The following is a 15235-nucleotide window of genomic DNA, read 5'->3' on the forward strand; positions in this document are numbered from 1 at the left end:
ATATGTATGGGGCCTTGTATACTCATATAATGAAGTCATTCTATCATTTCCATTGTTTTTCTGGATATTTCTGGTTATTTCAGAAAAAACGAATGAAAAGTGAAAAAGAGTTCAAGTCAAAAACGCCACCGGCCAGTTATTCCGGGCCGGTGGCGTTTTGCATAGATATGTTCGCTGTCTACCATTTGGAGCCGCCAGAGGAATTTTTGCCGGATTTGCCACCGCCACCGCCCCAGGATGACCCGCCAGTCGAGCGGCCGCCGCCTCCCCAAGAGGAACTGCCAGATGATCTGCCGCCGTCGAAGCCGCCCGAAGAGGAGCCACGCTTGCGTGCCTGCTCCCGGCGCTGCTGTTCCCGCAGGATGGCCAGCTGTGCCAGGCGTTCCTCTTCTTCTTTTTGGCGTACGAGACGGTTCGCTTCCTCCACGAAGGAGGAAATCTGGGACTCGTAGGCATGTGCAACGGCTTCCAGCTCATCCAGGTTATAAGGCCGGATGGACAGCCGCTGCTCCAGTTCACCATACTCAGGGATCAGGGAGAGCTGGAATTGGCTTCTGGAGGCGATTCCCTTGCTCTGAAGCCGCCGCTGGGCCGTATCTACACGCTCCTGTCCTTCCGGCAGGAGCCGGGTGACGTTAGCTAAGCGTTGGCCCAGCATATTGAGACTCTCGCCGACATTGTCGAACTTCTGGGCGGTTTCTTCCTGAAGTTTGAGCAGCTGGTCCAGGCTATTGCGGGCATTGTCATATTCCCCCCGCTGGTCACTGGTCCAGGTTTCGATCTGCGGAACTTCTCCCGCACCCTGACGGAGCTGTGTTCCCGCAGTCTCCATTACCTCCTCAAGATGGGTCAGATGGATCTCCGCAAACCGGCTGCGGGCTTCAGAGATCCGGCTGTTCAGCTCATTACGCCGCTGAGACAACTCGCTCCAACGGCTGCGGATCGTATCCAGATCCCTCAGGTTGTTCTGGCGGATCAGGGCCTGGCGCTCTGTCATGGCAATGGCATCGCCCAGCAGGGTATCCATACGGGCAGCGATTTTGCGCACCTCATCCATGTCTCCGCTGCGCAGCGGAGCTTCAAGTGTTGCCGCGGCTACGGAGGCCTGATCCAGATTCTCATAAGGTTTGACCTTCATATTGTGGAGGGAATGCTGTTCGATCAATGCGGCGATTGTGCTGCGGGCAGCCGCCAGAACTCCAGGAAAGTCATTCAATTTGTCGTCATACGTATCGACATCCTGCAGATCCTGCTCGATCTGCGCCTGCTTCTCCTGCGCCTCCCCGGTCATATCCTGTGCGGCAATTGGGTCGAACAGCTCCAGCTCATCCGCTTTGGCGGTCTCTTCAGCCAGCTCTTTCAGATCATCGGCAATTTCCTGCAGCCCATAGCCGGTCTCCTTGACCGCACTCTGAAGCTGGAGGTTCAATTCAGGCGCTTCCTTCTTCAGTTCGGTAATCTGCTGTTTAACGTTGCGGTCAGCATCACTGATTACGGCAATGTGCTGCTCTTCTTCCTTCAGCGAGGAGCGGAAAGCTGTTTCAGTCTGCTGCAACTGTGAGCTGGCAGCCTTGAGCGCCTTCAGACGGTAGAAGGGAGGCTGCGAGCTTTGGCTGCCCTGCAATGCGGAGATCTCCACCAGCTGTGCAGACAGCCGCTTGGAGATTTCCTCGACCATTTCTCCCGTCTTGCCTTGAACAATTCCCTGGAACGGCTGTAGGGATTCCAGCGCCCGGTTCGCCCGGACCAGCAAGTCGGCCAGCTGCTCCTGCTGGCTGCGGAGCTGCCCCCGTCTGCGCAGGCCGGTGAACAGCACATACAGCACTAATGCCAGCAGCGCTATCCCAATGACAATGCCGGCCATCTTCAGCAGCCCAAGGCCTGGGCTGCTGCTGCCGCTGCCGCCGCTGCCGCCGCTGCCGCCAGTGCCGCCGAAGGAGTCCAGCTTCTGAATCATGGAACGGATTCCCCCGGCAAAATCCCCTTCCCGGGCATAAGGATTGAAATACGTGTCCAGCAGCCCCGTGATGGCTGCGGTATCCAAGGCTCCGCCTTGAGCTTGGGACCAGGAGTTAATATAGTCCTGTAGGCCCGGATTCTTGAAGTTCAGTTCAACTCTCTGGTCTCCGGCAGAGATCAGAAGGAGAACATCCTGCGGCGTCAGGCCCCAGGAATTATAGACGTCAGTGGCATAGGCGCCAGGCTCGGCGCCATCCAAAGAATCGACAGTCAGCACCCGGATGGTATAGCGGTCTCCCTCAGCAATAGCGGCAACAGTTGCCGCCTCCTGCGTCGAGAGCAGGCCGGCTTCATCGGTAACCAGTCCCTGCTGAGCGGGAATCGCTGCCGCATAGATACTTGGCATCCATAGCAGGCTGATGATCAGGAACAAGGAAATATATTTTTTCAAACTGGCACGCTCCGATCTATAGGACTATTGTTCAGTATATTATGCTGATTATTATACTATATCATTAAACATCCTAAGCTTTGCAGATGCACTTTTAAGCAATTAATGGCCCTTTTGCAGCTATATAAGTTGAACTTTAGATTTACCGAGCCGGTATAGAACGCAACTGCGGTGAATGTTTGGACTTCCGGCCGCTGTTGTCTACAGATTTCTTGATTTATACCGCTATGTGCGGTTGAAATCCGCAGACTGCTTATGCTTTCGAAGCGAGCTTTCCTACGGAAAGCTTTCAGGCGGTCGCTATCGCTCCTACAGTTCCAAACTTCCCCTCCGCTGCTTTTGCCTCTAGGTAGTTCTTTAGTCCATCTTATATATTATCAATTGTTTTTTTCTAAAATGGCACAAAAAAAGCCGCACCCCGTAATCCGGGAATGCGGCATTCTGCACGATCATTATCTGATTTGCAGGCAGAGAATATATTGTAATCTGGATTTAATTTCTTTTTGCCATTTCAAATCTCCAACTTTAACAGCAAGATTGAGCAGATCCAGATAGTCGTCAACCTGCAGAGCGGTCCGGGTATTGGCTGAGTTCATGGGTGTTCAGTCTCCTTTTAACTCCATATAGTGAATTGAATGTATTTGTATATTCAATAATGATAATCATTATCAACTGTTATTGCTATTATCCACATTTTAAGCTAAAAAAGCAATATAAATAAATTAAAAAGATGAACTGTTTTTGTAATGGACAGTTCAGCACTTTGCTCAAGCGGGGCAGTGAACTGGTATATTTGCACAATTTATCACAATTGGTCGGGTAATTTGCAGGAACCATACCATTTTTTGTCGAATACAGCTTCTTATAACTGCTCTTAGCCCGATTTTTATTTGGAAAAAGGAGAATTGCGATGAAGCGGTGTAAACTCATCCTTCTAATTAGCATTGTGCTCATGATTGCACCCCCTGCTGCCGCTCACGCTGAAAGACAAGAGATAAGATATCAGACAGAGTTGGGTTATCCGCCTTATAAATACATACAGAACGGATATCTGACCGGCTTTGATATTAACCTGACAAGCATGATTTTTGAGAAGCAGGATTATCTGATTCAGTACAGCACCGGCGAATGGGAGGAAACGTATAAACGGCTAATTGACGGAGAGATTGATACCACCGGACTTATGGCCGTTACGGAGGAGAGAAAGAAGCAGGCATTGTTCTCTAAGCCTGTGTTCAAAAGCTATATCTCTGTCTATTCGCGTCAGGCGCTGAAAGAAGAAGTGAAGCTAAGCACCTTGAAGAACTATAAGGTAGGAGTGGGCGAGGGTCAGTACTCCGAGATGGTGCTGCACGGCAAAGCAGGAGTCTCACATTACATAGAATATGCAACAGTACCAGAAGCGCTGGAGGCTCTGCAGAAAGGCGAGATTGATCTCTTGTTCGAGAACCAGGGTGTTGTCGATTATTTGATTGTTGAGCGTGGATTAACCGGTGACATTATTCGCAAAATGAGTAATTTATATCCTGAGGATATCGCTTATGGTATCAGCAAATCAGCACCGGAGCTGGTCTCCTACGTTAATGCACGGCTGGAACGGCTGCAGCGGTCCGGTGCTTTTGAGGAGCTGTACCAGCAATATTTTTTCGCTCATTCGGATGATTACCAATCCCTAGCCAATGGGAGGATCATTTCAGGAATCATCATCGGCTTCTGTGTGCTGCTTTTTGGTATTGTTCTAATAAGGGTTTACATCAGGCGTTTACGCCGGACTATCCACTCCGAGCAGGAATTTTTCGAGGATGTTATTGAGCATACCGGGATGATTGTCTGGGCGGTGGAGGGTGATAAGAGGATCGTGCGTTTCAATCAGTATGCGGAAAAGATGACAGGGCTGAAGGAGCAGGACATGCTCGGAAAAAGCCTCGATGATATTTCCGGTCTGGAAGGCAGCGCAGCCTTGCTCAGAGATCTCCTTATCAAGGCGGTGTACAAGGACTACACAGGCAACGTTGAACTGCGGCTTCCCGACCATGTGCCGGATGCCCGCTATTTCTCCGTGCGGACTACTCTGATTAAGGGGATGGATGATCAGGCTGAAGACATCTTCGTACTGGTTGGACTGGATATTGATGAGCGCAAGGAGAGTGAGCTTAAGCTTCAGCTCAGCTACGAGGAGCTGGAGTCGACCTATGAGGAGCTGGCGGCGGCAGAGGTAGAACTGCAGGAACAGCTTAACAAGCTGGGGGTCAGTGAACGCCGGTTCCGCCTGGCCTCAGAAAGCTCCGGTGCTTATATGTGGGAGCTGGATTGGGAGACAGGGGTCTACAAGCTTTCTGACCGCTGGTATGAAGTGATGGGCTACAATGAAGAAGAAATCAACTCGTTCGTCGGCGGGGTGCTCAGTATCATTCATCCCGATGACCAGGAGACTGCACGAAAGGCGAGACAAGAGCATCTGTCCGGGTTGACCCCGATTTACGAGACTGAATACCGCATGCGAACCCATGATGGCAGCTATGTATGGTTTGAGGTGCGCGGCAAAGCGATTGTCGATCCAAAAGACAGGATTGTGCTGTTCCTGGGTTCCCTGATTGACATCAGCAAACGCAAGCAAGCTGAGTTCAAGCTGAGTAACAGCTATCAGGAGCTGGAGGCGACGTATGAGCAGCTTACGGCAACACAGCAGGAACTGGTAGGACAATATGATATGCTGGTCGAAAATCAGAAGAATATGCACCGTCTGGCCTATGTGGACTCACTCAGTAATCTGCCCAACCGCCTCAGCCTGCTGGAGACGATGGAGAATTACTTCCGGCGGCCTGGCGGCAAAGCGGCACTCTTGTTTGTGGATACCGACAATTTCAAATACATCAATGACACGCTGGGTCATAAATCGGGTGATATTCTTATCCGCAAAGCCAGTGAACGGCTCCAGTCGCTTGTGGATGAAAGAGCCATGCTCTCCAGACTCGGCGGAGATGAATTTGTAATTTTCCTCAAGGATACGGATGACCGTGAAGCCGTGCTGAATTTGGCGGAGGACATCATGCGGTCATTCCGCAGGTCTTTCCTTATCGGAGAAAGCAATCTGTATATCTCTGCCAGCATCGGGATCTCCTTCTATCCGGAAGACGGAGAGACCACAGAGGAGATTCTGAAGAATGCCGATGTGGCGATGTACCGGGCCAAAGAAGAGGGCAAAAGCACGTATGTAGTCTATGATAAGTCCATGCATACCGCATTTAATGAACGGATGAACGTTGAGAAGCATCTGCGAAGTGCGATGAACAACAAGGAATTTGAGCTGCATTATCAGCCGCAGGTGGAGATCGGGACCGGGATGATTTCCGGCTTTGAGGCTTTGATTCGTTGGAACAGTCCTGTGCTTGGTTTTGTATCCCCTCTGTCATTTATCAAGATTGCCGAGGATTCGAGGCTGATTATATATATCGGGGAATGGGTCCTTAGAGAAGCCAGCAGATTCATGAAAAGCGTACATGACCGCACCGCAATTCCATATAAAATATCCGTCAACATTTCGATCATTCAGCTGCTGCAGGATGATTTCGTGGAAATGGTGCTGGACAGCCTGGCGGAAAGCGGACTTGAGCCCAGCTGCCTGGAACTCGAAATCACGGAATCCATCTTTATGGAATCCTTCGAAAGCACCGTCAGCAAGCTGGGATTCCTCAAGTCGCGCGGGATCCGCATCGCCCTGGATGATTTCGGGACAGGGTACTCTTCTTTGAGTTATTTGCAGCAGCTGCCAATTTCCACACTGAAGATGGATAAAATCTTTATAGATTCTCTGGAGGATAAGGCCTACAGCCAATCCTTTGTTCAAACGATCATTATTCTCGGCCACAAAATGGGTCTTGATGTGGTGGCTGAGGGAGTAGAGGATGCCAGACAGCTGGAATTCCTTAAGCAATTCGACTGCGATAAGGTACAGGGTTATTTAATCAGCAGGCCGGTTCCGGAGCGCGGAGTATGGGAACTGCTTGAGCCTCATTATTGAAATAGAAATAGAGATGGCTGCACAGCAAAGCGAGCCCGGGACAACACAGTCCGCGGGCTCGCTTATATTTTCACGCAGGAATAGTCTGGGGAAAGTCTCTTCAAATGTCTACTGGACGGCTTAGAAAATGATAATTTTGTTCTTGCCAGTCTTCTTCGCTTCGTACAGGGCATCATCCGCCTGCTGAAAGGTGGAGCTCTTGGAATCCTCCCCTCGATAGTCATGCATCCCGATACTCACCGTTATGGATTTACCGTCCATTTCGCTGACCGGCATGCCTGCAATCCCCTTTAAGATCCGCCCTATAATCTCGCTTGATTCCTCCAGCTTCTTGGCGGTCAGAATAATGACGAATTCCTCTCCGCCGTAACGTGCGGCAAAGTCATCTGAGCCAATATGCTTCAGTACCATTCCTGCAACCTGCTTAAGAACGATATCTCCGACCCAATGCCCATACTGGTCATTTACCTTTTTGAAATTATCAATATCCATCACCGCCAGCTGCATCGGGAAGGGGTTGCTCTGCTGATGCTCAATCAGCCAGCACGGCTGAGGAAACCTTCATATAGTTTTGTTTCAGATAAATCATAGAGACAAGCAAAGGGAGGAGCATGATCAGGGGTTTGACATGATATTCCGGGCTAAGATTTGAAATTATCAAAATTGCGTAAATATGGCTGGCGAAAATTTGAAAACTCCGAAGACAAGGGCTTCCACTTGCGGATAGCTTCCAAAACGAGAATTAGAGCAAATATAAGGGAATCCGGGATCGGCATAATGTTCGTATTTAAGCGAATTAAAATAAGGGGTTATAGCTAAAAATTCTCTAATTAAGATCTAAAGGCGAATTATTGTATGGTTTTGTCCTTGACACATTCGTGAATAATCTGTAGAATTTCTATTGGCTCATATAATAAAGTTAAGCTGTTCGTATATCCTCAAAGATAAGGTTTGGGGGTTTCTACAGGGGACCGTAAATTCCTGGCTACGAATAGGGTGCATTTTGCATACCTATGAAGTATCCGGGATTTTTGTGTTGTGGTTAATAAACTATCTATTTTCGCAGAAACGGACAATGGCCAACATGAGTACGGCGATGCCGTTTCTCCCTAGGAGGAACAGAGAAACAGATGAGTAAATATGATGTGATTGTCGTTGGTGCGGGTCCGGCCGGAATATTCGCCTGCTATGAATTGACACGAAAGGCGCCTGATTTGAAGGTGCTGCTTGTGGACAAGGGTCATGATATTTACCGCCGCAATTGCCCGATCCTTGAGGAGAAGATCAAGCTCTGTCCGCCCGCTTCGGGGCGCAAGGAATTCGCCGGCTGTCTGCCTGCCTGTTCAATTACTGCCGGTTTCGGGGGAGCAGGGGCCTACAGTGACGGCAAATTTAACATCACGACGGAGTTCGGCGGCTGGATGACCGATTATTTGGCACCCTCCAAAGTGCTGGAGCTGATCGAATATGTAGACAGTATTAACCTGGAGCATGGCGCAACACCGGTCATTACCGATCCGACAACCGAGAGCATCCGCAATATTGAGCAACGGGGATATGCTGCCGGACTGAAGCTGCTGCGGGCGCAGGTGCGCCATCTGGGAACAGAGCAAAACCTGGAAATCCTTAAATCCATATATGAATATTTGAAAACACGTATTGAAATGCTGTTCAAGACAGAGGTTCAGGATATAGTTACCGTAAAAGATAATGGAACGCACCGCATTACAGGCATTACGCTGAAAAACGGGGAAAGCCATGAGGCGGATAAGGTTATGATTGCCCCGGGCCGTGACGGATCGGCCTGGCTGACCGAGGTGCTGAAAAAACGCCGGCTGAAAATGTACAATAATCAGGTCGATGTAGGTGTAAGAGTCGAAACTTCGGATGTGGTAATGCGGGAGATCAATGAACATCTTTATGAGGGTAAATTCATTTTCAATACATCTGTAGGCACCCGTGTCCGCACCTTCTGCAGCAATCCGTCAGGACATGTTGTCGTGGAAAATCACAGCGGTGTGATGGCGGCCAACGGACATTCCTATAAGGACCCTGCACTGGGTTCGAAGAACACCAACTTTGCCCTGCTGGTCTCGCATACGTTCACGGAGCCCTTCGACAAGCCCAATGAATATGCCCGGGAAATATGCAAGCGGGCGAACGATTTGTCCAGCGGCGGTGTGATTGTACAGAAATACGGTGATATTCTCCGCGGCCGGCGTTCAACGGAAACGCGGATCAAGGAAGGATTCCTGGAGCCGACGCTGAAGGAAGCGGTACCTGGCGATCTGGGACTGGTACTGCCGTACAACACCATGAAAAGCCTGATTGAAATGGTCGAAGCCCTGGAAAAAGTAACCCCGGGTATCGCCTCCGAACATACGCTGTTCTATGGAGTAGAGGCGAAATTTTATTCGGCCCGTCCGAAGCTTACGGAGAATCTGGAGACGGAAATTTCCGGACTGTATTGCGGCGGAGATGGTGCGGGCATCACCCGCGGTCTGGCTCAAGCCGGAGCCGCCGGGGTATGGATTGCCCGGGGGATGCTGGAACATACCGGCGCTTAAAGACAATAGAATAGGTGAAGAAGGGCAGCCTCACTGCAGGAATTTCTGCGTTGAGTCTGCCCTTTTTCTATTTAGCTCTCATTTGAACTCCCGCTCATATGGTATACAATAATTATCATAATTGTAAATTCGAGAGGATGATGCAGCAATGGATTCAAAGCAGGACAAAAGCAGGGGACTTCAGGTGATAGTGTATTTGCTCTTTATTGTGTATGCATTATTTACTGTTCAGGTAATTTTGTTCAAAACTATTCCTATAACAAGCATATTTGAGGCGGACACGGCCTTAAGAAGTGTGAACTTGATCCCATTCCACACGATTTACGGATTTTTCACAGATGAATCCATCGGCAGCGATAGAATGGTGACCAATGTGTTGGGCAATATCGGGATCTTTATCCCCTTAGGCCTTGCCGCAGCTTATATAGGAAAGAGCAGGACCTGGGGATTTAAGGTTGCTTTTGTCTTCTCGGTTAGTATGGCTTTTGAAATCATTCAATATATCTTTGCGCTGGGAAGCAGTGATATTGATGATATTCTGTTGAACTGTGCCGGAGGTGTGATTGGCATAGCCTTGTATAAAGTCCTCTTGAAGATCACCCCTTCCGGAAACCAGCTCCTTGCGGCGATCATTGGATTCTTTTTACTGGCAGGCATTGGCGGAGGTGTTGTGACGGGGGTGGTGGATCGCAGCTTGCTGCCTTTTGCTGATCAGGAGATGGAATACATAGATGAGAACAAGCAGATCATGACAGGCGTAGATGAGAGTACGGCGGATCTGTTCGGCGATTTGACCGCTGCCCAGACTGACGCAATAACCCTATATAACAATCCTAAGTATAGTATGCTGAAGAAAACAGCGGAAACAACTGAACCCGGGCAAGAAAATAGTACCATTCCAGTAGGTGCCTCAACCAAAATCATTATCAGGCATTTGGCGTCTGATCAAAATAAGATTATCAGCACTTACGAAGAAGGTACGATTTCCAGCCTGGTCTCCATAGTGGAGTCATCTCCAGCCGCCCCTACAGTCAGAGTCTGGTTGGACGGAGACAGCAAACAAGCGGCAAGGATGCTGCTCGTAAATGTTCTGAAGTAAAGTGATATTACCAAGTGTTTCTATCTTCTTGGGCAAGCTGGCCTACAGCTGTAATTTGCAACCGAGGCCATAACAACCTCCAATTTTTGCTGGCGATACGTTTCTCATAGATAGAGTGCAACTGGCGGTTGGCTATAAAACTCGGAGTGGGTCTGAGCTCCATTTGGATTACATCCCGGATGCCATGAGGGGCGGCCAGCCTTAAATTACCGTGTTCATCCAGCGAAAGCCCAAGAGCGGTTGCCGTCTCAGGAAATTTGGACATGCCGTCGACAGAAGAGGTATAGGGCGGAATATCGTTAACCACATGCATTCTCGCCTGGTTTTTGACTGACCAGGGGATGGACGGATCGGCGGCCCGCAGCTGCGCTTCCCAGGCTTTTTCGGTCTCTTCGCGGATGTCGCTGCTATCATAATAAATAACATCAATATCTGCCAGCGGTGTTCTTTCCGTAAATCCATGCTGGACATCCCAGACTTTAGAGCGGACAAATCCGGCGCAGACCCAGGAATCGGGCAGCATCAGCGCTCGGGCGGCAGATAGAATATTCATCATCCACGGGTCTTCTCTCACGGCCCGCAGGAGATCTTCCTCGGTATGGATCAGCAGCATAGGTCCTCCTTTAAATAGTTGCACTAGAGCGTGTCTTCAAACCGCTTCCCCGCCAAAATCTGCTGCTGTATGCCCTAAGGAATCATGGGTACAGTACCATTTTCTGATCACACGCGGAGAAAGGCATTTACGAACGGACCGAGTTGCACTTAATTGGGGCTTTTAGCCAGTTACAGGAGGACAACGGACTCCAGCGCAGTTATTTCTCCCTGATGGCCGTTTTTAGATAGAACGCAGAGCAGATAAGGTCGCCTGGGTCCGCAAAAGAGAATAAACAGGTGTTATACTCTCCTTAGCGCCTCCTGAGTCCGTTTACGAGTAAACGAACCCGCTGCGGGCTTTTAGGGCCCCTACTTTCAATACTAAATCCCTGCTTCCCCAGAGCTCTTCCAGTTTGAAGACATGCATTAAATAAAAGCAACGGTTTTTTTATCTGATACCTCTATTATAAGGCCGAATTTACAGGCTTGGGTACTCTAACAAGACAATAGGGCGGATTGCTATTATGATTTGGCACATCTTATAATGGACCGATAGATTGACCATTGGAGGCGTGGCTGTGGAACATAACTTGACGATATTGCTGCAATTGTTCGAAAGGGCGGCACTGCTGCTGATGTGCCTGTTCGTGTTGACCCGGCTGCCGCGGTTTAAAGAGATTTTTGTCAAAGGAGCTTACGCTCCGCAGGATCTTGTGATCGTGACGGTGATCTTCAGCCTGTTCGCGATCTTCGGAACCTACAGCGGCATTAAAGTCGACGGCTCACTGGTAAATGTGCGGATTATCGCCATTATGGCCGGCGGAATTCTGTTTGGTCCTTGGGTCGGACTGATTACTGGCATTATATCCGGGGTTCACCGTTTTCTGATTGATATTGGCGGCGTGACCTCCGTGCCCTGCCTGATTACAAGTGTCACGGCGGGAATTGTCTCCAGCGTTATTTACCGCCGGACCACGGCTGACCGCCGCTGGATTGCCGGTATCCTGGCCGGGATGGGCTGCGAAGCACTGACCATGCTGCTTATTCTGGTTATGGCAGATCCTTCATCGCTGGGTGTGGATATCGTTTCGAAGATCGCTTTTCCGATGATTGTGGGGCAGATCAGTGTCGGCCTTATTGTTATGCTTGTCCAGAGTGTGGAGGGAGAGAAGGAACGGATTGCCGCGAAGCAGTCCAAGCTGGCGCTGGATATTGCTAATAAGACGCTGCCGTATTTCCGCAACATCAATCCCCAGTCGCTGCGCACCATTTGCGGGATTATCAAGGAGGACATCGGTGCTGATGCGGTAGCGATCACCGATACCCGCTTCATCCGCGCCTATGTCGGAGTGGGAGAGGAATATTACACCGAGACGAACGAGATTATCAGTGAAGAGACGAAAAAGACGCTGAGGGACGGCGAAATTACGATCCGCGATGACGATACTGAATATATGAACCGGGCAATCCGGTCGCTGATTATCATTCCCCTGAAAGAGAAAAGCGAAGTGACCGGAGCACTGAAAATTTACTATACCAAAGCCCACAAAATCACTTACTCGCTGCAGGCAATGGCGGTAGGGCTGTCGCAGATGATTTCGACGCTGATGGAGGTATCGCGGGTCGAAGGCATTAAGGAGATGGCTAACAAAGCCGAGCTGAAGGCGCTGCAGACTAGCATTAATCCCCATTTTCTGTTCAATGCGCTGAACGCGATTAGTTCCCTGATCCGGATTAACCCGGATAAGGCACGGGAGCTGATTATCAACCTGTCAGGCTATATGAGATACAATCTGGAGCTGACCGATGAATTCATTGATATCCGGCGTGAGCTGCAGCAGGTCCAGCAATATGTGGAGATTGAAAAAGCCCGCTTCGGCAGCCGCCTGGCCGTTGAGTATGATATCGACGAAGTGGAGGTGCGTATTCCCAGCCTGATTATTCAGCCGCTGGTGGAGAATGCGATTGTTCACGGGATTTTGAAAGTGAAGGGACCGGGCACGGTGACGATTTCGGTGAAAGACCGGGGAGAGACCGTGCGGATCGGCATCGCCGATACCGGAGCAGGCATCGCGCAGGAGACGATGGAGAAGGTCTACAGCGGAAGCATGCCGGATAACAAAATTGGGCTATATAACGTACATCAGCGGGTAAAGCTGATTTATGGCAAGGGTCTGATCATTCACCGGCTGGATAAAGGGACGGAAATTTATTTCGACGTCACAAAGGAGAAGCTATGAAAGCGATAATTGTAGAGGATGAAGTGCTGGCAAGGAGTGAGCTTGCCTTTCTGATCGGAGCACACAGCGATATAGTGATCACTGCCGAGTTTGAGGACGGACTGGATGCGCTGAAATTTCTGCAGGTTGAGGAAGTTGATGTGATTTTTCTGGATATCAATATTCCGTCCATCGACGGCGTGCTGCTGGCCCAGAATATCAGCAGGTTTTCGGTCAAACCTTATATAGTATTTATCACTGCCTACAAGGAGCATGCTGCCGACGCTTTCGAGATTGAAGCATTCGACTATATTCTGAAGCCCTACAGTGAATCGCGGATGAAAGCCATGCTGAACAAGCTGGAAGCGGCATTCGCGGCGCGTAGCCGTCCCAGAGAAGAAGGTCATCTTGCGGTCAGCAACAAGGTCAATCTGTGGAAAAACGAGAAGATCATCGTTGTCGATGCCGACGAGATTTATTATGCTTCAGCGCAGGAGAAGACAACGAGCGTAATGACTAAGGGAGAGGAATACAGCATGGCTCTGAGCATCAGCGAGTTCCACAGCCGGCTGCCGCAGGACAGCTTCTTCCGCTGCCACCGGTCCTATCTTGTGAATCTGTCCAAGATCAAGGAAATTATCCCTTGGTTCAATAATACGTATCTGCTCCGGCTTCGTGATCTGGACTTTGAAGTGCCGGTAAGCCGCAGCAAGGTCAAGGAATTCAGGCAGATCATGCGCCTGTAGCGGCATTTCATTCCCGCATTCGGTCATCTCATTCCCGATTTCTCTCAAGAAAGCGTTGTTTCGCTACAATGAAGGAGCAAAGAAAGCCCTTGCAGCGACAATAGAGAGAAAGAAGGAATGACTCATGACTACGGCTAAATTTGGCAGCAAGCGCTGGATGATCGTGCTGGGTACAGTGATTATGCAAATGGGACTGGGCACAATCTACACATGGAGCCTGTTTAATGCGCAGCTTGTCAGCAAATTCGGCTTTGAGCTTAGCGCTGTTTCGATAACTTTTTCCATTACGAGCTTTGCCCTTGCCTTCGCAACCTTGTTTGCCGGGAAGCTGCAGGACCGGTTTGGCCTCCGCAAGCTGACCGCTTCCGCTGGGATTATGCTGGGACTTGGTCTGATGCTTAGCTCGCAGGCCAACTCCCTCCTGATGTTCTACCTGCTGGCCGGCGTAGTCGTGGGTTATGCCGATGGCACGGCTTATATTACTTCGTTATCCAATCTGATTAAGTGGTTCCCTAAACATAAAGGCTTGATCTCCGGCGTATCAGTCGGCGCCTACGGAACCGGCAGTCTGATCTTCAAATATATCAACGGCAGCCTGATCGAGTCGGCAGGCGTATCGAATACCTTCCTGTATTGGGGCCTGGCCGTCATGATCATGGTTGTCGCAGGCTCGTTGCTGGTCAGGGAAGCTCCTGTGGCTGCTCCGGCACTGGCACAAGCAAACAGCAGAGGGGTGGATTCCTCAGCCGCAACAATTCCGGCTGCAGTGAAAGACTATACCGTCAAAGAAATGCTGCGCACCAAAGAAGCGTACCTGCTGTTCGTAATTTTCTTCACCGCCTGCATGAGCGGCCTCTACCTGATTGGCATTGTTAAGGATATCGGGGTGCAGCTGGCGGGTCTGGATATCGCTACAGCGGCCAATGCCGTTGCGATGATCGCGATCTTCAATACTGCAGGGCGCCTGATTCTTGGAGCGTTGTCCGACCGTATGAGCCGATTGAAGCTGGTCAGTGCCACACTTCTGGTCACAGCCTTGGCGATGCTAACCTTAAGCTATGCGACCTTGAGCTACGGCTTGTTCTTCGCTTGTGTGGCCACCATTGCTTTCTGCTTCGGGGGCAACATTACGGTGTTCCCGGCGATTGTCAGCGACTTCTTCGGCCTTAAGAACCATAGCAAGAACTATGGCATTGTCTATCAGGGCTTCGGAATCGGGGCGTTGTCCGGCTCGTTCATCGCCGCTTCTCTCGGCGGGTTCAAGCCTACCTTCATCGTCATCGGCGCACTGTGTATTGTAGCCTGTCTTCTGGCGGTTTCCTTAAAGCCTCCGGTGCAGAGACAGGCAAGAGAAAAAGGAATGAGCCTGAAGCCTTCACGGCATACGGCTTAACCATATACAAACATGTTGGCTTAAGAAGTACACAGACAAAGAGAATAGTTATTCGAAAAAGAGATATCCCGGCCTTTCGTGCAAACGGCTGGCGGATATTTCTTTTTTGTAGTGGTGTGGAGATAACGGAATAGAATACATCGAACCCGGTCTCCACATTGATGTGAAAGCCGGGTTCGGTATGGG

At 50.0% G+C, this 15235-nt stretch carries 10 protein-coding genes and 1 riboswitch; of the genes, 6 read left to right on the forward strand and 4 right to left on the reverse strand.

Features of this window, described 5'->3' with window-relative positions:
• Positions 1–178 precede the first annotated feature (178 nt).
• Positions 179–2410 carry a TPM domain-containing protein gene (locus NSS79_RS01895; protein WP_342438064.1) on the reverse strand — a complete coding sequence of 744 codons (2232 nt, stop codon included), beginning with the start codon at positions 2408–2410 and terminating at the stop codon, positions 179–181.
• 452 nt (positions 2411–2862) lie between these two features.
• Positions 2863–3006: a hypothetical protein gene (locus tag NSS79_RS01900; RefSeq protein WP_179091777.1), complete on the reverse strand. Its 144-nt coding sequence runs from the start codon at positions 3004–3006 to the stop codon at positions 2863–2865.
• A gap of 314 nt (positions 3007–3320) precedes the next feature.
• Here NSS79_RS01900 and NSS79_RS01905 point away from each other — a divergent pair, with 314 nt between their 5' ends.
• Entirely contained in the window at positions 3321–6431 is a 3111-nt protein-coding gene (locus NSS79_RS01905) for an EAL domain-containing protein (RefSeq protein WP_342438065.1), read from the forward strand.
• A 120-nt stretch (positions 6432–6551) separates the two neighbouring features.
• Here the strand turns inward: NSS79_RS01905 and NSS79_RS01910 are convergent, their stop codons facing one another.
• Positions 6552–6971, reverse strand: a complete 420-nt coding sequence (locus tag NSS79_RS01910) for a GGDEF domain-containing protein (RefSeq protein ID WP_342440286.1) — start codon at positions 6969–6971, stop codon at positions 6552–6554.
• A 368-nt stretch (positions 6972–7339) separates the two neighbouring features.
• Positions 7340–7439, forward strand: a riboswitch (purine riboswitch).
• 122 nt (positions 7440–7561) lie between these two features.
• Between NSS79_RS01910 and NSS79_RS01915 the strand changes: the two genes are divergently transcribed.
• Positions 7562–8998 (forward strand): NAD(P)/FAD-dependent oxidoreductase, encoded by a 1437-nt coding sequence (locus tag NSS79_RS01915; RefSeq protein ID WP_342438066.1) that lies wholly within the window; start codon positions 7562–7564, stop codon positions 8996–8998.
• 148 nt (positions 8999–9146) lie between these two features.
• Complete coding sequence (locus NSS79_RS01920; RefSeq protein WP_342438067.1) at positions 9147–10097, forward strand: VanZ family protein; 951 nt, start codon at positions 9147–9149, stop codon at positions 10095–10097.
• A gap of 7 nt (positions 10098–10104) precedes the next feature.
• Here NSS79_RS01920 and NSS79_RS01925 read toward each other — a convergent pair whose 3' ends face one another.
• The gene (locus tag NSS79_RS01925) at positions 10105–10707 is read right to left on the reverse strand and encodes a nucleotidyltransferase family protein (protein WP_342440287.1); all 603 of its coding nucleotides are present in this window, start codon (positions 10705–10707) and stop codon (positions 10105–10107) included.
• Positions 10708–11269: 562 nt separating this feature from the next.
• Between NSS79_RS01925 and NSS79_RS01930 the strand changes: the two genes are divergently transcribed.
• From NSS79_RS01930 to NSS79_RS01940, 3 genes are all read left to right on the forward strand, one after another.
• Positions 11270–12931, forward strand: a complete 1662-nt coding sequence (locus NSS79_RS01930) for a sensor histidine kinase (protein ID WP_342438068.1) — start codon at positions 11270–11272, stop codon at positions 12929–12931.
• Positions 12928–13656, forward strand: a complete 729-nt coding sequence (locus tag NSS79_RS01935; RefSeq protein WP_342438069.1) for a LytTR family DNA-binding domain-containing protein — start codon at positions 12928–12930, stop codon at positions 13654–13656. The genes NSS79_RS01930 and NSS79_RS01935 overlap by 4 nt, the downstream gene beginning before the upstream one ends.
• A 124-nt stretch (positions 13657–13780) precedes the next feature.
• Entirely contained in the window at positions 13781–15049 is a 1269-nt protein-coding gene (locus tag NSS79_RS01940; RefSeq protein WP_342438070.1) for an OFA family MFS transporter, read from the forward strand.
• The last annotated feature ends 186 nt before the right edge of the window (positions 15050–15235 follow it).

It is taken from the genome of Paenibacillus sp. FSL L8-0436 (assembly GCF_038593025.1).
In the GTDB taxonomy this organism is placed as follows: domain Bacteria; phylum Bacillota; class Bacilli; order Paenibacillales; family Paenibacillaceae; genus Paenibacillus_AQ.

Bases quoted from the DNA above. Each gene is read 5' to 3' on its own strand.
- NSS79_RS01900 (WP_179091777.1), bottom strand. From the start codon at position 3,006: ATGAACTCAGCCAATACCCGGACCGCTCTGCAGGTTGACGACTATCTG.
- NSS79_RS01905 (WP_342438065.1), top strand. From the start codon at position 3,321: ATGAAGCGGTGTAAACTCATCCTTCTAATTAGCATTGTGCTCATGATT.
- NSS79_RS01915 (WP_342438066.1), top strand. From the start codon at position 7,562: ATGAGTAAATATGATGTGATTGTCGTTGGTGCGGGTCCGGCCGGAATA.
- NSS79_RS01920 (WP_342438067.1), top strand. From the start codon at position 9,147: ATGGATTCAAAGCAGGACAAAAGCAGGGGACTTCAGGTGATAGTGTAT.
- NSS79_RS01935 (WP_342438069.1), top strand. From the start codon at position 12,928: ATGAAAGCGATAATTGTAGAGGATGAAGTGCTGGCAAGGAGTGAGCTT.
- NSS79_RS01940 (WP_342438070.1), top strand. From the start codon at position 13,781: ATGACTACGGCTAAATTTGGCAGCAAGCGCTGGATGATCGTGCTGGGT.